Annotated in this window: 16 protein-coding genes; 14 read left to right on the forward strand and 2 right to left on the reverse strand. The window is 64.3% G+C overall.

All coding sequences use genetic code 11. The features are described 5' to 3' along the window. Positions 1 to 2: 2 nt before the first annotated feature. The 10 genes from BM136_RS10555 (at position 3) to BM136_RS10600 (ending at position 8679) form a co-directional block, all read left to right on the forward strand. A complete protein-coding gene (locus BM136_RS10555; RefSeq protein WP_254775650.1) occupies positions 3 to 563 on the forward strand; it encodes a pilus assembly PilX family protein in 561 nt (186 codons plus the stop codon). After that, positions 560 to 2368: a pilus assembly protein gene (locus BM136_RS10560; protein WP_254775651.1), complete on the forward strand. Its 1809-nt coding sequence runs from the start codon at positions 560 to 562 to the stop codon at positions 2366 to 2368. Before BM136_RS10555 ends, BM136_RS10560 begins: the two co-directional genes overlap by 4 nt. After that, entirely contained in the window at positions 2368 to 2766 is a 399-nt protein-coding gene (locus BM136_RS25750) for a type IV pilin protein (protein WP_092971779.1), read from the forward strand. The genes BM136_RS10560 and BM136_RS25750 overlap by 1 nt, the downstream gene beginning before the upstream one ends. An 8-nt stretch (positions 2767 to 2774) precedes the next feature. Further along, positions 2775 to 3314: a GspH/FimT family pseudopilin gene (locus BM136_RS10570; RefSeq protein ID WP_302848164.1), complete on the forward strand. Its 540-nt coding sequence runs from the start codon at positions 2775 to 2777 to the stop codon at positions 3312 to 3314. 18 nt (positions 3315 to 3332) lie between these two features. Beyond that, positions 3333 to 4445 carry a bifunctional diaminohydroxyphosphoribosylaminopyrimidine deaminase/5-amino-6-(5-phosphoribosylamino)uracil reductase RibD gene (ribD, locus tag BM136_RS10575; RefSeq protein ID WP_092971780.1) on the forward strand — a complete coding sequence of 371 codons (1113 nt, stop codon included), beginning with the start codon at positions 3333 to 3335 and terminating at the stop codon, positions 4443 to 4445. Between the two features lie 6 nt (positions 4446 to 4451). Beyond that, on the forward strand, positions 4452 to 5108 hold the full coding sequence (locus tag BM136_RS10580) for a riboflavin synthase (protein WP_092971781.1): 657 nt from the start codon (positions 4452 to 4454) through the stop codon (positions 5106 to 5108). A gap of 127 nt (positions 5109 to 5235) precedes the next feature. Continuing rightward, the gene (gene ribBA / locus BM136_RS10585) at positions 5236 to 6375 is read left to right on the forward strand and encodes a bifunctional 3,4-dihydroxy-2-butanone-4-phosphate synthase/GTP cyclohydrolase II (protein WP_045204605.1); all 1140 of its coding nucleotides are present in this window, start codon (positions 5236 to 5238) and stop codon (positions 6373 to 6375) included. Positions 6376 to 6455: 80 nt separating this feature from the next. Continuing rightward, positions 6456 to 6956: a 6,7-dimethyl-8-ribityllumazine synthase gene (gene ribH, locus BM136_RS10590; RefSeq protein ID WP_004629552.1), complete on the forward strand. Its 501-nt coding sequence runs from the start codon at positions 6456 to 6458 to the stop codon at positions 6954 to 6956. 27 nt (positions 6957 to 6983) lie between these two features. Beyond that, on the forward strand, positions 6984 to 7451 hold the full coding sequence (gene nusB / locus BM136_RS10595; protein ID WP_092971782.1) for a transcription antitermination factor NusB: 468 nt from the start codon (positions 6984 to 6986) through the stop codon (positions 7449 to 7451). Between the two features lie 43 nt (positions 7452 to 7494). Then, positions 7495 to 8679: a pyridoxal phosphate-dependent aminotransferase gene (locus BM136_RS10600; RefSeq protein WP_092971783.1), complete on the forward strand. Its 1185-nt coding sequence runs from the start codon at positions 7495 to 7497 to the stop codon at positions 8677 to 8679. An 80-nt stretch (positions 8680 to 8759) separates the two neighbouring features. Here the strand turns inward: BM136_RS10600 and BM136_RS10605 are convergent, their stop codons facing one another. Continuing rightward, positions 8760 to 9947, reverse strand: a complete 1188-nt coding sequence (locus BM136_RS10605) for a lytic transglycosylase domain-containing protein (protein ID WP_092971784.1) — start codon at positions 9945 to 9947, stop codon at positions 8760 to 8762. Positions 9948 to 10485: 538 nt separating this feature from the next. On the opposite strand from BM136_RS10605, the gene ubiD reads away from it, so the two are divergent. From ubiD to BM136_RS10625, 4 genes are all read left to right on the forward strand, one after another. Further along, positions 10486 to 11997 carry a 4-hydroxy-3-polyprenylbenzoate decarboxylase gene (gene ubiD, locus BM136_RS10610; RefSeq protein WP_092971785.1) on the forward strand — a complete coding sequence of 504 codons (1512 nt, stop codon included), beginning with the start codon at positions 10486 to 10488 and terminating at the stop codon, positions 11995 to 11997. A 129-nt stretch (positions 11998 to 12126) separates the two neighbouring features. Continuing rightward, the gene (locus BM136_RS10615) at positions 12127 to 13638 is read left to right on the forward strand and encodes an NAD-dependent succinate-semialdehyde dehydrogenase (RefSeq protein WP_092971786.1); all 1512 of its coding nucleotides are present in this window, start codon (positions 12127 to 12129) and stop codon (positions 13636 to 13638) included. Between the two features lie 80 nt (positions 13639 to 13718). Beyond that, positions 13719 to 15773 carry an acetoacetate--CoA ligase gene (locus BM136_RS10620; protein WP_092971787.1) on the forward strand — a complete coding sequence of 685 codons (2055 nt, stop codon included), beginning with the start codon at positions 13719 to 13721 and terminating at the stop codon, positions 15771 to 15773. A 129-nt stretch (positions 15774 to 15902) separates the two neighbouring features. Then, positions 15903 to 16616 (forward strand): hypothetical protein, encoded by a 714-nt coding sequence (locus BM136_RS10625; protein WP_092971788.1) that lies wholly within the window; start codon positions 15903 to 15905, stop codon positions 16614 to 16616. An 84-nt stretch (positions 16617 to 16700) separates the two neighbouring features. Here BM136_RS10625 and BM136_RS10630 read toward each other — a convergent pair whose 3' ends face one another. Continuing rightward, positions 16701 to 17906: an amino acid aminotransferase gene (locus BM136_RS10630; protein ID WP_092971789.1), complete on the reverse strand. Its 1206-nt coding sequence runs from the start codon at positions 17904 to 17906 to the stop codon at positions 16701 to 16703. Positions 17907 to 17934: the final 28 nt, after the last annotated feature.

Raw genomic sequence — 17934 nt, forward strand, 5'->3', positions numbered from 1 at the left:
GCATGCTGATCATCATCAGCTTGCTGACGGTTACGGCCTTGCAACTCGTGCAAGACAACCTCCGCCGTACCGGTATGTCTGCAGACTATGCGATCGCTTTGCACGCGGCCGAGACTGCATTTGGCGCGGCCGAATGCGAACTTGCAGTGGCGACCGGTACACCAATCCGCAGAAACTGCCCCGTCACAATGGATGCGGCGCGCATTGCGGCACTTGATCCCGTGACTTTGGCTGGCTTTGTTCCCGGCATCTGTGGGCAAGGCACCGAAGCCGGCCTGTGCTGGCCACTGCAGGGGCAATCGGCGTCGAAGCTCGCCAATCTGGTCCAGAGCGGTTCGCGCAGTGTGACGCTCACAACCGCTGCGCAGCGTGACGGACTCAGCGCAACGCCGGCTCGCTATGTCATCGAGCCGATTCCTGACGCATTGCCGGGCCAGTGGCTACAAGCCGGCGCGGGGCGCCCGCCTTCGCTATTTAGGATTACAGCCGCAGGCTTTGGCATCAACCCGCAGATCAATGTGCTGCTGCAAACCGTTTTTCGCCCACGGGCAAACGAGCCATGAAAGCATGTCAAATCTGTGTAGGGATCGTCATAGCGCAGGTCAGTTCAACGCTTGCCGCCACGGGCAGCAATCCCGCCGGTCAGCTGCCGACTCACATTGTCGTCGCGCCCGGCGCTGACCCTTGGAGCGGCAAACTCCGTGGGATGCAGTTTCTGCCCACACTCGGCACGCTCGATGCCCCGGCACCGCCGGATCTTTGGGAGGCGAGCCGCCAGCTCCATGATGTCTCACCAGATGCGAGACAGCTGTGGACGTTTCATCGCAGTCAATCCGGCGTTCGCACGCCAGTCCGGCTGCGTTGGGCAACCCTATCGCCTGACCAGCAGACCGAAATTGCCACAAGCGACGAGCTTGGTACCCGACGCGTCGATTATCTGCGTGGCGTACGGCAGCAGGAGCACGACGATCCCACGCTGCGGCCCCGCAAATCCGTGCTAGGCGCAATGCGGGGCGCACGCGTGCAATTGCTCGGCCCGCCGGGCTTCGCTCTCGATGCAAGTCACGAACCATTTCGCCAGCAGCACGCGCGCCGCCCATGGATGGTCTACATCGGCGCGAACGACGGCATGTTGCATGGCTTCGATGCGCTAAGCGGTATAGAGCGCTTCGCCGTCATCCCCGACGCCGCCCTGCCCACGGCTGTGCGCAATATCTCTCTCGGGCAACCGGTACCGGCGCCAATCTGCAGCCGACCCTTCGCAGCCGATGCGCTAGTCGGAAAGCAATGGCGGTCACTACTCGCTTGCCCAAATGGTGAAATGGGGTCGGGCATGTTTTTGGTAGACGTCACCGATCCGACCTCGTCCACGCCGCCACCCATGCTGGCCTATGACGCGAGCAACGATCCCAGTGTCGGCCACATGGCAGGCCCCATCCCTATCGTCCCCGTTAACAACGGCGGCGACGGACAACGCCGCTGGTTTGCCATCAGCGGTAATGGCGAAGGCAGCGAGCATGCGGAAAGCCGCCTGTTGCTCCTAGCGCTGGACCAACCCGGCACAGCTCTGTCGATCCAAGTGCCTCCAGTTGCCAGTCGGGGGGGCCTTGGAGCCCCTGCGGTGGCACTCGGGCCGCACGGAACAGCCACCTTCGCTTACGTCGCGGACACGCATGGCCAACTCTGGCGCTTCGACCTGACGGGCGCGCCGCCTTGGTCGCACGCGCTGGGATTCAACGATACCGAGCGCCGCACGCCATTCTTCAAGGCCACCTCACGCGGCGGCTCCATCCAGCGCATTCTGAGTCCGATCCTCCTGGCGTCCACCGCTGGCGGTCCACTGCTTGTTTTCACCGCGGTCGGTACCGACGGGCATGCCACGCTGTATGGCGTCGCAGATACAAACATGTCTCGACGCAATCTATCGCGCGACAGCTTCGAAGGCTTGAGTACCAGCGAAGTATTAGATGGCGTGGTCATCAAGCCGGGAAGTAACAGCGTCGCAGGCTGGCGCATCGATCTGCCCACTGGCCAAAGGCCAGACGACCTGACCGCAGCCGGTCTGAACAGTTTGCTGCTCACCACACGCGACGCTACCGACCGGGAACGTACCTATCTGTTGGACGCGAAAACCGGCCTCCCCGTGAGCAAAGATGGGCGAACAGGCCGGGTTGTCCTCGGCGCACCGCTCATTACCGTACATAGCGCTCCGCCCGCCGAGACGCCTCGCGGTGGCGCCACGCAGGCGACACACACCGTCCTGTGGCAACTGGATGGCGAACGTGTCCAGCAACTGGAATCGCGCACATACACGCGCCAACTCGGCCGACTCAGCTGGCGCGAAGTGACCGAAGCCGGGGCACGCTGATGCGTCCCACGCGTGCATTCACCTTGGTCGAGTTGATGACAGTGCTTGTCGTCGTGGGGTTGCTAGCTTTTTTCGCGACATCAAGCTGGTCTGCGTATTGGCAGCGTGCACATCGCGTCAGCGCGGGCGGCGCCTTAATCGGTGCCCTATCGCAACTGGAACTCCGGCGTGCGCGCACAGGTACGTACGATGGGGAGTCACCATTTCACGGCCCGGTCCCGCATGCGGGCGGTTACTCCATCCGCCCCCAGGCGTGCTCCAGCGCGGGTATAGAGCGGCCGAAGACTCAATGTATTGAAGTGGTCGCCGTTCCGGATAGAGCAGATGCCTCCTGCGGCAGGCTCGTTCTACGAAGCACCGGCGAACGCGAACCGCGCGACGCGGCATGTTGGCCATAACACTACCAATGCTAGCCACCCGGAAAGCAGGCGTGACCCTCTTGGAATTGGTGATCGTGCTTGCCATCCTCACTTTACTGGCCGTGATGGCAGTGCCATCGACCATCGACCGCTGGCAGCGCGAGACCGTGACGCTTCTCGCCGAACGCTTGGCCAGTACGATATCGCTCGCTCAGCGCACGGCTCAGCATCGACATCTTCAGACAGAAATCGCCCCTCGAAACGCCTCAACAGGCTGGGCTAGCGGGTGGGAACTGACAGTATTGGGAACGACAAGTACGCCCGGCGCAGCTACCGCGTCGGAGAGAGAAATCATGGTGTCCGTGCCATTGCCTACGGTGCCTGCGGTCCGGCTCAGCGTGCCTCGCGGCACGCTTTCCTACGAGGCTGTGGGATACTCACGGATGACCGAAGTCACCGGCAACACAGTGACGATCTCTAGCGGACGCCATACGCGTCTAGTACGGATCAACACAGTTGGCCGCCCCCGAATCTGTGACCCAGATACGGACCGCAACAGTTGCCGAGCTTCCAATACTGATCCGTAACCAGGCCGCATTACACCCATGTTCTCCGACTTCGACCACGCCATGATGCAGCGCGCCCTGGCGCTGGCCGAGAAGGGCTTGTTCACCACGACGCCCAACCCGCGCGTCGGATGCGTGATCGTGCGTGACGACACCGTCATCGGCGAAGGTCATACGCAACCCGCCGGCCAAGACCACGCTGAAATCCAGGCCATCAAGGATGCACAGTCGCGCGGCCAGGACGTGCGTGGCGCCACCGCCTATGTGACGTTGGAGCCTTGCAGCCACTTTGGCCGCACCCCACCCTGTGCAGACCGACTGGTCGAAGCCGGTATTGCGCGCGTAGTCGCGGCCATGGAAGACCCGAACCCCGCGGTTTCCGGTCGTGGCTTGCAGAAGCTGCGAGACGCCGGCGTCGACGTGCGTTGCGGTCTTCTGGAACGCGAGGCGCGCGAGCTGAACATCGGTTTCGTTTCGCGCATGACGCGCGGCACGCCGTGGGTGCGCGTGAAGGTCGGTGCATCGCTGGACGGCCGCACCGCGCTGGACAACGGCATCAGCCAGTGGATTACCGAAACCGAAGCACGCAACGACGGCCACCGCTGGCGCGCACGCGCCTGCGCCATCCTCACCGGCATTGGCACGGTCCGCGAAGACAATCCGCGACTGACCGTGCGCGCCGTCAATACCCCGCGCCAGCCGCGGCGTGTGCTGATCGACTCGGCGCTGGACGTGCCGCTCGACGCGCACATCCTCACCGCAGATGGCCACCACGAGCCGACGCTGATTTTTGCCGCCCAGCCCGAAGCCGGCCGCATGCGTGCGTTGAGCGAGCGCGGCGCGGAGGTCATCCTCCTGCCCAACGCCGCTGGAAAGGTCGACCTGGCCGCGGTCCTGCGCGAGCTGGGCCGCCGCGAAATCAACGAGCTGCACGTCGAGGCCGGCTTCAAGCTCAACGGCTCGCTGCTACGCGAAGGGCTGGTGGACGAGATCCTCGTCTATCTGGCGCCCAAGGTGCTCGGCGCGGGCCAGGGCATGTTCAATATGGGGCCGCTGCAGACGCTGGAAGGCGCGGCCGAATTCTTCTTTCACGACATCTCGCGCATCGGGGGCGACCTCCGCATCCTCGCGCGCCGCAACCCCACGGATTGATTGCTTATGTTCACCGGAATCGTCGCCGCAGTTGGCCGCATTGAAACCGTCTCGCCGCTTGGCGACAACGCCGATGCAGGCGTGCGCCTGTCCATCGACTCGGGCGGCCTGCCGCTCGCGGACGTGGCGTTGGGCGATTCGATCGCTATCCAGGGTGCGTGCATGACGGTCGTCGCCAAAACCGAGAACCGCTTCGACGTGGATGTGTCGCGCGAATCGCTGTCCAAAACGGTCGGACTGGAACGCCCGGGTGAGGTGAATCTGGAGAAGGCCCTGCGCCTGGCCGATCACATCGGCGGGCACCTCGTATCCGGCCACGTGGACGGTCTGGGCACGGTCACGCATTTCGCGCCGGTCAACGAATCACACGAACTGCGTGTGCGGGCGCCGGCGGAGCTGGGCAAATATCTCGCCTACAAGGGCTCCGTGGTGGTCAACGGCGTGTCGCTCACGGTCAATACCGTCCGGGACGACGCCGACGGCTGCGAGTTCTCGATCAATTTGATCCCGCACACCGTGGCGGTCACCACGCTCAAGCACTTAAAGGCCGGCAGTCAAGTCAACCTGGAGATCGACCTGATCGCCCGGTACGTGGAACGCATGCTGACCCACGCCGCCATCGGCGGCCTGCCCGTGGGCACCCAACCTCTGGCAGCCGTTTGAACCGCTGGCCCCACTGGCTTGGGGCCGCCTTGGCGTACAATAGCGGGCTTCCCATTTACGCAGTCGCACGGCCCCCGAAATTACGGATTTACGGGAGTTGGCCGGCGGCGCGCACCCCTGCTACGCCATGTCGATCGCCACAGTCGAAGAAATCATTGCCGAAATCCGCGCCGGCCGGATGGTCATCCTGGTCGACGAGGAAGACCGTGAGAACGAAGGCGACCTGATCCTGGCGAGTGATTTCGTCACGCCGGAAGCCATCAACTTCATGGTCACGCACGCGCGCGGCCTGGTGTGCCTGACGCTCACCGAAGAGCATTGCGATCAGCTCGACCTCCCAATGATGGCCAGCCGCAACGGTACGCAGTTCGGCACCAATTTCACCGTGTCGATCGAAGCGGCCGAAGGCGTAACCACCGGTATTTCCGCGGCCGACCGCGCACGCACCATTCAGGTAGCCGCCGCCAAGAACGCCAAACCGTCTGACTTGGTGAATCCGGGGCACATCTTCCCGCTGCGGGCTCAAAAGGGCGGCGTGCTGATGCGCGCCGGCCACACCGAAGCCGGTTGCGACCTGACCGCGATGGCTGGCTTGACCCCCGCCGCCGTGATCTGCGAAATCCTGAAGGACGACGGCACCATGGCGCGCTTGCCAGACCTGGTGGAGTTCGCCAAGAAACATGGTTTGAAGATCGGCACGATTGCCGACATGATCCAATACCGAAGCCGCACCGAGAGCATCGTCGAGCGCGTCGGCGAGCGCACGATGGAGACGCAGTTCGGCACATTCCACGCCGTCGCCTTCCGCGATCGGGCAGCCGGCCGCGCCCATCTGGCGCTGGTCAAGGGCACGCCCACGCCGGACACCGAGACGCTGGTGCGCGTGCATGAGCCCCTCTCGGTGCTCGACCTGCTCGAGTGCCAGCGCACGACACACTCGTGGAGCGTGCCCGCCGCCCTGCGCGCCGTCCAAGCCGCCCCGACCGGCGTGGTCGTGCTGCTCAATTGTGGCGATTCGGCTGACCGGCTCTTCACCCAGTTCTCCGCGCTGGACGCGCCGCATGAGCGTCCGCGCACCAAACCCGATCCGCGCATCTACGGTATCGGCGCGCAGATCCTGAAGGAGGTGGGCGTCGGCAAGATGCGTGTGCTGGCCTCGCCGCTCAAGCTGCCCAGCATGGTCGGCTACGATCTGGAGGTCACGGCGTACCAATCGATGGCGGATGCGCCGGACGTCACTTCCGCATCGTCCGCTGCCACACATTGATTTTTTCCGCCGGCAGCCTAGGCTGCCGCCCCAGCTTTCTTTTTTGACGTTGCCTCACCGGCACCCAACCGGAATACACCATGGACCACGGCTTCTACCCGACCAATCTCAACGGCGAAGGCCTGCGCATCGGCATCGTCCAGGCGCGTTTCAACGAGCCCGTGTGCGAAGCGCTGCGCGAAGCCTGCGTCGCTGAACTCGAACAACTCGGCGTGGCCGGCGAAGACGTGCTGCTGGTGACCGTGCCGGGCGCGCTGGAAGTCCCGCTGGCCCTGCAGAAGATGGCCGAATCGGGCCAGTTCGACGCGCTGATCGCGCTGGGCGCAGTCATCCGCGGTGAGACGTACCACTTCGAGTTGGTGTCCAATGAATCGGGCGCCGGCATCACGCGCGTGGGCCTGGACTTCAACATCGCCATCGCCAACGGCATCCTGACCACCGACACCGACGCACAGGCCCACGCCCGCACCCGCGAAAAGGGTCGCGACTGCGCCCGCACCGCCGTCGAAATGGCCAACCTGACCAACGACCTCGACGGTCTGCAGGATCACGGCCAGGACGACGACGGCGAGAATGAATAAGCGCTTCCTCGCGCAAAGGCTTTTCCCATGACGCAAGACAATTCCCAAGCCAAGACCAAGGCGCCCGCTAAGAGTGCGCGCCGCCGTGCGCGCGAACTGGCGCTGCAAGGTCTGTATCAATGGCTGCTCAATCGCAACGACCCGGGCGTGGTCGAAGCGCATCTGCAGGACGCGCAAGGCTTCAACAAGGCCGACCGCGCGCACTTCGACGCGCTGCTGCACGGCGCCATCCGCGAAGAATCCACGCTGACCGAGGCGTTCACGCCGTACCTGGATCGCCCGGTTGCCGAACTGTCACCGGTCGAACGTGCCGCCCTGCTGGTCGGCGCGTACGAGCTGGTGCACTGCGTGGACATCCCGTACAAGGTCGTGATCAACGAGGCGGTTGAACTGACCAAGACCTTCGGCGGCGTGGAAGGCTACAAGTACGTCAACGGCGTGCTGGACAAGCTGGCTGCGCAAGTGCGCGCAGTCGAGGTCGCTGCCCGCCGGTGATTCGGCGTCTGCTCTTCGCTTTACCTTTTCACTTCGTTTCAAGATGGACGCCCACCGCCTGCAGACAGCCGCCCGGCTGGCCAATATCCGCGCCTTTCACGTGATGGAGTTGGCCAAGCAGGCCCGTGAGCTGGAACTGGCGGGACGCAGCATCATCCACATGGGCATCGGCGAGCCCGACTTCACCGCCGCCGAACCGGTCGTGCAGGCCGCCGCCGATGCCATGCGGCGTGGCGTCACGCAGTACACCGGCGCCTTGGGTATCCGCCCACTGCGCCACGCCATCGCCCGCTACTACCAGACCACTTACGGCCTCGACATTGCGCCCGAGCGCATCATCGTCACGGCGGGTGCGTCGGCAGCGCTGCTGCTGGCGTGTGCGGTGCTAGTGGAGATTGGCGGCGAAGTCCTGATGCCTGATCCGAGCTATCCGTGCAACCGTCACTTCGTGGCTGCCTTCAATGGCGAGGCGAAGCTGGTGCCGTCGGGGCCGGAAGAACGCTTCCAGTTGACGGCAGCCCAGGTCGAAGCGCACTGGGGGGAACGCACGCAGGGCGTGTTGCTGGCCTCCCCATCCAACCCGACGGGCACGTCGATCCTTCCGGATGAGCTGCAGCGCATCGTGCAGACGGTACGCGCGCGAGGCGGATTTTCGATCGTTGACGAGATCTACCAAGGCCTGTCGTACGACCAGGCGCCGGTCTCGGCACTGTCGTTCGGCGATGATGTCGTCACGATCAATAGTTTTTCCAAGTATTTCAACATGACCGGCTGGCGGCTCGGCTGGCTAGTGGCCCCCGCCGAACTGGTGCCCGAGTTCGAGAAAGTCGCGCAGAATCTGTTCATCTGCGCGTCAGCGGTGGCGCAGTACGCGGCGCTCGCGTGCTTTGAGCCGGAAGCGCTGGCGATCTACGAACAGCGCAAGGCCGAATTCCGTCGCCGCCGCGATTTCATCGTGCCGGCGCTGGAGTCGCTCGGCTTCAAGGTACCGGTCAAGCCGGATGGGGCGTTCTATGTTTACGCCGATTGCCGTGGCGTAAACCACCCGCACGCCGCCAATGCCGACGCCCTCACCCAGTCGATGCTGCATGACGCCGGCGTGGTGCTCGTGCCTGGCCTGGATTTTGGTCCGCACACGGCGCAGCACTACATCCGACTGTCGTACGCCACATCGATGGCGCATCTGGAAGAAGCGGTCACAAGGTTGGGCAAGCTGTTCGGCCCGTAAAGCCCCCTTACGCCTCGCCCAGACAAGAAAGGCCGTCCCTAAGGACGGCCTTTCTTATATAGCGCAGCGAAGCAAGTCGATCAGGCCTGGCCTTGGGACTTGTCGTCCAGCCGTGCCTCTTCCTGCTGACCCGCAGCCGGTTGTTTGTCGGCCGGCTTGGCGGCTTGCGTCTTCGCATCGGCCTGCGTCACAGGCGTTGCCGTCGCGACCGGCTTCACCGGTTCGCGCTCCGACGCCGCCGTCATGGGCGAACGATGTCCCGTCGCCACCATGCGGAGTCGCGAACGCTCTTGCAGCACCTTGCCGCCGTAGCCGCCGTCACCTTGCGTGACCGCACCGACATACAGCTTCAGGCCACCTTCGATCGAACCTGCGCGCGCGATGCAATCCTTCAGCACGAGCGCACCGACCTTGATGTTGGCGTACGGGTTGAGCGCGGCACCAACACCGCCCATCACCTCGTACTTGTCCTGGTGGACCTTGGTCATGACCTGCATCAGGCCCTGCGCACCCATACCGCTTTCGGCGAACGGGTTAAAGCTGGACTCGATCGCCATCACGCCCAGGATGAGCAGTGGATCCAGGCCGACTTCCTTGCCGGTCTGGTAGGCCGCCTTCACCAACTGGCCAGTGGCAGTGGCCGCCACGCGGTATTTGCGGGCGATGTATTCCGCCACGGCAGCCTGCTCTCGCGGGGTACCGGTGGTTGCCGACTCACGCGCGTCGCGGACGACTTGCGCGTTCGGAATCTGCGCAGCCAACTCGGCCACAGACGGCACCTTGGATAGCGTGTCCCAACCAGCAGCCGCGACCGTGCCGCCTTGGGCCGTAGCCGGGGCCACAGCCTGGGCGGCGCCCGTACCGGCAGACGGCGCAGTCGGCGCAAAAGCTACCGGCTGGACGCCCGCCGCAATCGCGGGTGACGGATTGGCCAAGGCGACACTGGTGTCGATACCCGGCGTGAAATGCAGCACGCGTTGAGCGACCGTGGCACGCCACTCGCTGTTGAGCGAGAGTGCAACTGCGGCGGCCACCGCCAGCAAGCCGATGCTGTTGAGCACGACATGCCCGCTGCGGAAAACCAGCAGTACGCCAGGATGCAACTCATTGCGGGACGCGGCAGCGCCCCCTGCGTTCAACTCCATGCGCAGCTTACGAGGCAGCGCAACTTGACCTGCACGCGCGAGGCGGCGGCCAACCGGGGCTACGAGCCGGCGTTGCAGCGCCGATCCGATCCCGGAAGAATGAAGGGTTTTCCAACCGTTCATACTTACCTCCGTCCGCTGCGCAGATCCGGTAGACGCCTTTCTTTTGCCTGGCGCCGTGCGTTTCGAATCGCAACGGTTTTTAGTAAGGATGCCGCGCTGTTGCAGTCAGCCGGCATCTGTTGGGGGCACTCCCCTAGTGCCCAGAGAAATGCGGGGCGTGTCCTTGGGGAGGTCACGTCCCGCAGCGATGCTGATGTGCTCTGGTGTCGCCCCTCATACGTCGAAGAGTTAGGCGAAGGCATTAGCCGAATACATGTTGCATTGCAACAATTACCAGATCGGATTGGATTGTAGGAAGCGCGTTATTCCAAGTCAATCATAAAGAAGTGAGTTTTCATATCTAAAAGTTATGATTTAACCTGCATTGTTGGGACTAGCTGACCTGCGATGCGTTCTGTCATCAGGGAGCCATGGGGTTTTGGCCGTACAATCGCGGCCACCCTGCCTACACCAAAAAAATGTCTCCCGGACGACCGTTCGGAGGGCCAGCCCCTCCACGTGATAGGCGATCCACCTTACCTTTGGTTACAAAATCTCCATGCAATACAGAGACTTACGTGACTTTCTCGCCCAGCTCGAGCGCACGGGTGAACTGCGCCGCGTGCGCCAGCCGGTGTCGCCGCGCCTGGAAATGACCGAAGTCTGTGACCGCCTGCTGCGCGCCGAAGGCCCGGCGGTCGTCTTTGAGCAACCGGTGGACGGCGCGCAGAAGTACGACATGCCGGTGCTGGCTAACCTGTTTGGCACCACGCGTCGCGTGGCGCTGGGCATGGGCGCGGAGTCGCTCGAAGAACTGCGGGACGTCGGTCGCCTGCTCTCGGCGTTGAAAGAGCCCGAACCGCCGCGCGGCCTGCGTGAAGCCGGCAAGCTGTGGACGATGGCCAAGGCCGTGTGGGATATGGCACCGCGCAAGGTGTCGTCGCCGGCGTGCCAGGAGATCGTATGGGAAGGGAATGACGTTGACCTCTCGCGCATTCCCGTACAAATGTGCTGGCCTGGCGATGCAGCGCCGCTCGTCACATGGGGGCTGGTCATCACGCGCGGGCCGCACAAGAAGCGGCAAAACCTTGGCATTTACCGGCAGCAGGTCATCAGTCGCAACCAGGTCATCATGCGTTGGCTGGCGCACCGGGGTGGCGCGCTGGATTTCCGTGAGCACGCCATCGCCAATCCGGGTCAGCCGTTTCCGATTGCGGTCGCGCTGGGCGCCGACCCGGCCACCATTCTTGGCGCGGTAACGCCGGTGCCGGATACGCTCTCTGAGTATCAGTTTGCCGGGCTGCTGCGCGGCAGCCGGACTGAGCTTGCGACATGCCTGACGCCTTCGCTGGCGCAGGCACAACTGCAAGTGCCGGCCGGCGCGGAGATCATCCTGGAAGGCCACATCCAGCCGGATCCAACACACCCGAGCGGCTACCAGCACGCGCTCGAAGGCCCCTTCGGCGATCACACCGGCTATTACAACGAGCAGGACTGGTTCCCCGTGTTCACGGTCGAGCGCATCACGATGCGCCGCGACCCCATCTATCACTCTACGTATACAGGCAAGCCGCCCGATGAGCCGGCCGTGCTCGGCGTGGCGCTCAATGAAGTGTTCGTGCCGCTGCTGCAGAAGCAGTTTCCGGAGATTGCCGATTTCTATCTGCCGCCCGAGGGCTGCAGCTACCGCATGGCTCTAGTCAGCATGAAGAAGCAATATGCCGGCCACGCCAAGCGCGTAATGTTTGGCGTGTGGAGCTTCCTGCGGCAGTTCATGTATACGAAGTTCATCGTGGTGGTGGACGACGACGTGAACCTGCGCGACTGGAAGGAAGTGATCTGGGCGATCACCACTCGCGTGGATCCGGCGCGCGACACGGTCATGGTTGAGAACACGCCGATCGACTACCTCGATTTCGCCTCCCCGGTGTCAGGCCTGGGCTCCAAGATGGGCATCGATGCCACCAACAAATGGCCTGGCGAAACCACCCGCGAATGGGGCCAGCCCATCGTCATGGATGCCGCCGTCAAGGCCAAGGTCGACACCATGTGGGACACGCTCTTCCAATAACCACAAGGCCCGGCGGCTCAGTCTGCGAGCGAACGATCGTTCGGTTATTCTTAGCGAGTTAAGCGACTGCTGCATCTAAAAGGCGGGCCCTCTTTGTCGACTGGGCCCGCCTTCCTTATGGAAAACGCCATGGCCGAAGCACTCGACTCATCACGCACCGCCGCCAACGCGCTGGAGCGCATCACAGACCGCACCCTCGTCAAAACGCAGTCCTATGTCGACGGCGCCTGGGTGGACGCGGCAGACGGCGCGACCTTCCCTGTCTACGACCCAGCCACCAACGCACACCTGACCGACGTCGCCAACCTCGGGCATGCAGAAACGCTGCGCGCGATCGACGCGGCCAACGCGGCGTGGCCTGCGTGGCGCGAGCTGACTGGGAAGGAGCGCGCAGCGCTGATGCGCCGCTGGTTCGACCTGCTGATTGCCAACGCCGACGACCTCGCCGCACTGATGACGGCAGAGCAAGGCAAGCCGCTGGCCGAAGCCAAGGGCGAGATCGTCTATGGCGCATCGTTCATCGAGTGGTTTGCCGAAGAAGCCAAGCGCATCTCGGGCGACGTGATGGCCAGCACCTGGCGCGACAAGCGCATGGTCGTGTTGAAGCAGCCGGTGGGCGTGTGCGCCTCCATCACGCCGTGGAACTTCCCGCTGGCGATGATCACCCGCAAGGTTGCGCCGGCCATGGCGGCAGGTTGCACCATCGTCATCAAGCCGGCTGAACAGACGCCGCTGTCTGCGCTGGCGATGGCCGAACTGGCGCACCGCGCGGGCATTCCCAAGGGCGTGGTCAACGTGGTGACGGGCGATGCGGACCGCTCGATCGCCATCGGTAAAGCCCTGTGCGAATCGCCGATCGTGCGGCATCTGTCGTTCACGGGCTCGACGCCGGTGGGCCGCATCCTGATGCAGCAGTGCTCGCCGACGGTGAAGAAGGTAGCGTTGGAACTTGGCGGCCATGCGCCGTTCATCGTGTTCGACGACGCCGATATCGATGCCGCCGTTGAGGGCGCGGTGCAGTCGAAGTACCGCAATGCCGGCCAGACGTGCGTGTGTACGAACCGTTTCTACGTGCATGCCTCGGTGTACGACGTGTTTGTCGAGAAGCTCTCGGCCAAGGTGCGCGGCATCAAAGTCGGCAACGGCTTCGAGTCGGGCGTGGTGCAAGGCCCGCTGATCGACGATCAGGCCGTGGAGAAAGTGCAGCGCCACATTGACGACGCGACGCTGAAAGGCGCGCGCCTGACCGCCGGCGGCAAGCTGATGCAGGGCTTCGGCTCGCAGCGTTTTGTCGAGCCCACGGTGCTGGCCGACGCCACGCCCGACATGCTGATCGCGCGCGAAGAAACCTTCGGCCCCGTCTCCGCCATCTTCAAGTTCCAGGACGAAGCGGAAGTCGTGCGCCTGGCCAACGACACCGAATTTGGCCTGGCGTCGTACTTCTTCAGCCGCGACATCGGCCGCATCTGGCGCGTGGCCGAGCAGCTCGAATACGGCATGGTCGGCATCAACACGGGGCTGATCTCGAACGAGGTCGCGCCGTTTGGCGGCATCAAGCAATCGGGCCTGGGCCGCGAAGGTTCGGTCTACGGCATCGACGAGTATCTCGAACTCAAGTATCTGTGCATGGGCGGCATCTGAAACGCCATCCCCCCTTGGCCGACCTGCCACATCGATAGAGCGGGCGGCCTTCCCCCTTGCCTGACCGGCGGAGGAGACACATGAGCACCATCCAGGAAGGCGCCCTGCTCTGGACGCCATCGGCGGACTTCATCGCACGCGCGCGCCTGACGCATTACCTCGACTGGCTTGCGCGCGAACGCGGGCTGCGCTTCTCGGCAACCACGCCCGAGGGCTACGCGCAACTCTGGGAATGGTCTACCACTGAACTTGAAGCGTTTTGGACGTCGGTCTGGGATTACCTCGACCTGCGCGCCTCGACACCGTTCACGCAGATGCTGGGCGACCGCACCATGCCGGGCGCGCAGTGGCTGGTAGGCGCCAAACTGAACTACGTCGATCAGGTCATGCGTCATGTGGAGGAAGGCGGCAGCCCCGACCGCACCGCCATCCGCTACGCCAGCGAGACCAAACCGCTGGCCGACCTGTCATGGCGCGCACTGCGCCAACGCGTTGCCTCGCTGGCGGATGCGCTGCGCAAGATGGGCGTGGTGCCGGGCGACCGCGTGGCCGCGTATCTGTCGAATACGCCGGACGCGATTGTGGCGTTTCTCGCCACGGCCAGCGTCGGGGCGATCTGGTCCGTCTGCGCGCCCGACATGGGGCAAGTGGCCGTGACCGACCGCTTCCGGCAGATCGAGCCCAAAGTGCTGATCGCGGTGGACGGCTATCACTACGGCGGCCGCGCATTTGACCGCACCGACGTGGTCGCAGAGATGCTCGCCGCGCTGCCGACGGTCGAACACCTCGTCGTCGTGCCGCAGTTGCTTGGCGATATCAACCGCGCGCGCTTCCCGGACGCCCACGACTGGCGCGACTTGACGGCCAGCGACGTGCCGCTCGTCATCACACCGGTCGCCGCAGACCACCCGCTGTGGATTCTGTATTCGTCCGGCACCACCGGCATGCCCAAGCCGATCGTGCACGGCCACGGCGGCTTGCTGCTCGTGCAGACGATGATGGGCGCGCTGCATCTCGACCTCGGCCCCGACGACGTCTACCACTGGTACAGCAGCACCGGCTGGGTCATGTGGAATTCGCAGGCGAGCGGCCTGCTCGGCGGCGTGACGCTCGCCATCTACGACGGCAATCCCGGCACGCCCGATCTCAATACGCTGTGGCGTTTCGCGCAGGATGCAGGCGTGACCTTCTTTGGCGCCGGGGCGGCGTTCTTCGCCAATTGCCTGAAGGCCGGCATCGAACCCGGTCGCAATTTCGACCTGTCGAAACTGCGTGCGGTCGGCTCGACCGGTTCGCCGCTCTCTGCCGAGGCGTACGACTGGATCTACCACCACGTGAAGGCCGACGTCTGGCTCAATCCGATTTCCGGGGGCACCGACTTCGCCGGATGCTTTGTGGGAGGCGTCGCCACGCTGCCCGTCTATGCGGGCGAGATGCAATGCCGCAACCTCGGCTCGCGTGTGGAAGCTCTGGACGAAGCTGGCCAACCGCTGATCGACGCGGTGGGCGAACTGGTGTGCACGGCACCCATCCCGTCGATGCCGCTCTTCTTCTGGGGCGACACCGATGGCAGCCGCTACCGCGACAGCTACTTCGATATGTACCCCGGCCAGTGGCGCCACGGCGACTGGATCAAGATCACCCCGCGCGGCGGCGCCATCATCTACGGCCGGTCCGACGCCACCATCAATCGCCACGGCATCCGCATGGGCACAGCCGAGCTGTACCGCGTGGTGGAAGACCTGCCCGAAGTGCTCGACAGCCTTGTCGTCGACCTGGAATTTCTCGGCCGGGAATCGTTCATGCCGCTGTTCGTCGTGCTGCGCGAAGGCGCGACGCTCGACGACACGCTGCGCAGCACGATCAACGCGCGCATCAAGGCAGGGCTATCGGCCCGGCATGTGCCCAACGTGGTCGTACAGGCGCCCGGCGTGCCCCGCACGCTCTCGGGCAAGAAAATGGAAGTGCCGATGAAGAAGCTGCTGCTGGGCGCGCCGCCCGAGCGCGTTGCCAACCCTGATGCGATGGCCAATCCAGACGTTCTGGCGTGGTATGCGAGCTACGCCCAGTCGTTGGCTCAGAACAGCGGCACCGCCGGTGAGCCCGCACCAGCACTGGAATCGTGGCGGAGCTAGACCAATCGTTGGTCCCTCGGTTCACAATCTCCGCCAATTGAACGATGGCACGGCCCGGATGTGATGACTAACGTACAGCTTGCACCGGTACATCAAGATGCCGGGCGAGCTGTTTAACGGGGAATCACTATGCTTGCAACGACGAACGTCCTCGTCAAAACCGAGGACGGCCGTGAAGCCTTGGCCGAGCGCCGCCACGACATGCAGATGCGCCAGCGCCATCTGCTGATCCTCATCGACGGTGCCCGCACGGTCGGCCAACTGCATCAACTGCTGAGCGACTGGCCGGACCTAGATGAACTGCTGGTGGGGCTGCAACAGGCTGGCATGGTCGACGTTCTGCCGGGGTTCTCGCTTGAGAACGCAACGGCCGCACAACCGTTCGACCCCATCGCCCACTTCAACCGTCCCTTGCTCGACGATGACGGCGACAGCGTCCCTGCTGCCCTGTCGCTCATCTACGACGAACTGCCGCCGTTGACGGGCATGACGCTCGGTCTGCAAGCGGTAGCTGCCCCCATCGACGAGCCTGCGGCCAATGACCCAAGCGCGCCGCCTGCGGCTCCGGTCCAGACTTTTTCTGTGCCACAGCCTGCCGTTCCGCCGGAGTTGGCCGACGTGTTGCCCAACGTGGTCAAGGTCGAGTTGATGCGTTTGGCTGTGCAGCACTTCGGTTCGGCTGCGGGTGCCGCCATGCCGCTGCTGCGCGCCTGCAAGGAAGACCCGCAATCGCTGTGCGAAGTGGTTGCGGCGTGCGCGAAGGCTGCGGCCCCAACGGCAGGCGAACACGCCGCTGCGAAGTTCGTGGATGCGGCCATGCGGGCGATGGCGCTGCGGCGCTAGGCAACGGCACCGATGTGAGCGCGACCAGCTTCCAGACAGTGCAGAGCGCGCTGCCTGGGTTCAAAGCGAAGTCATCCAGGTCGTTCAGGCCAACGCACAAGCCATGTCCGAAGCCACGGTGACGAGCGCGCCGGCCACCCGGTCGATCTGCTCCGGTGCGAGTCCCGCAATATTGATCCGGCCGCCCTGAGTGCCATAGATGGCGTGATCTGCGCGCAAACGCTCCATGGCATCAGCATCCAGCGGCAGCATGGAAAACATGCCTTTGTGCCGCGACAGATTCTGTAGCGAAACGGGAGCGCCCAGACTGGCCAGTGCGTCATCCAGACGGCGCCGGTTGCCCACAATGCGCTGACGCATGTGCTCCAACTCGTTACGCCAGGACGCCGTCAATGCGACATCGTCAAGGATGGCCGCCACGATGGCCGCGCCGTGGTCCGGCGGCATCGAATAGTTGCTGCGTGTGATGCGCTCCAGCACGCCGCCAACCGGCTGCAGAGCCGCCCTGTTCTTGCCAATCACCATCGCCGCGCCGGTGCGTTCGCAGTACAGGCCCATGCTCTTCGAGCAGCTTGCCGCCACCAGCACCGTATCAAGCGCATCGACGACCAACCGCAGGCCCGCGGTATCCTGCTCCAGACCATCGGCGAGACCCAGATACGCCATGTCGACCAGGGGGATCAGGCCCTGCTTCGCGCAGCGCTCCGCCACGGTTTGCCAGACCCCGACGCCCATGTCGATGCCGGTCGGGTTGTGGCAGCAACCGTGCAGCAGAACGATATCGCCAGCACGCGCAGCCCACAGGTCCGCGAACATGGCATCCGCGTCGAGCAGCCCGCCTTCGGCACGCCAGCGGTAGCGGTTCACTGCAAGCCCGGCCGCTCGCATGATGGGCACGTGGTTGACGTAGCCGGGGTCAGACACCCAAACACGAGCACCGGGCGAAGCCACGGCGATGAAGTCAGCGAGCAACCGGAGCGCGCCGGTCCCACCCACGGTCTGCATCGTGTGCTGGCGTGCCAGGCGACCTACGTCGTTGCCGAGCAGCAGCGTCGCCAATCCGGCATTGAAGTCGGTATTGCCAGCCAGCCCACGGTAAGCCTTGGAGGCACCGGTGGCGGCCAGGCGCTCTTCGGCGGCCTTCACTGCGGCCATGACCGGCGTCTGCCCGGTGTCATCGCGGTAGACGCCCACCACAAGATCAACCTTGTCGGGCCGAGGGTCCGCGCGAAAAGCAGCGGTTAGCCCCCATAGCGGGTCCGGGGCAACGGTGGCGAGACTTGCGAGCATGGTGTGGTCTCCGGAAGAGCGATGCGAT

Origin of the sequence: Ralstonia sp. NFACC01 (assembly GCF_900115545.1) — a bacterium.
Classification (GTDB): domain Bacteria; phylum Pseudomonadota; class Gammaproteobacteria; order Burkholderiales; family Burkholderiaceae; genus Ralstonia; species Ralstonia mojiangensis.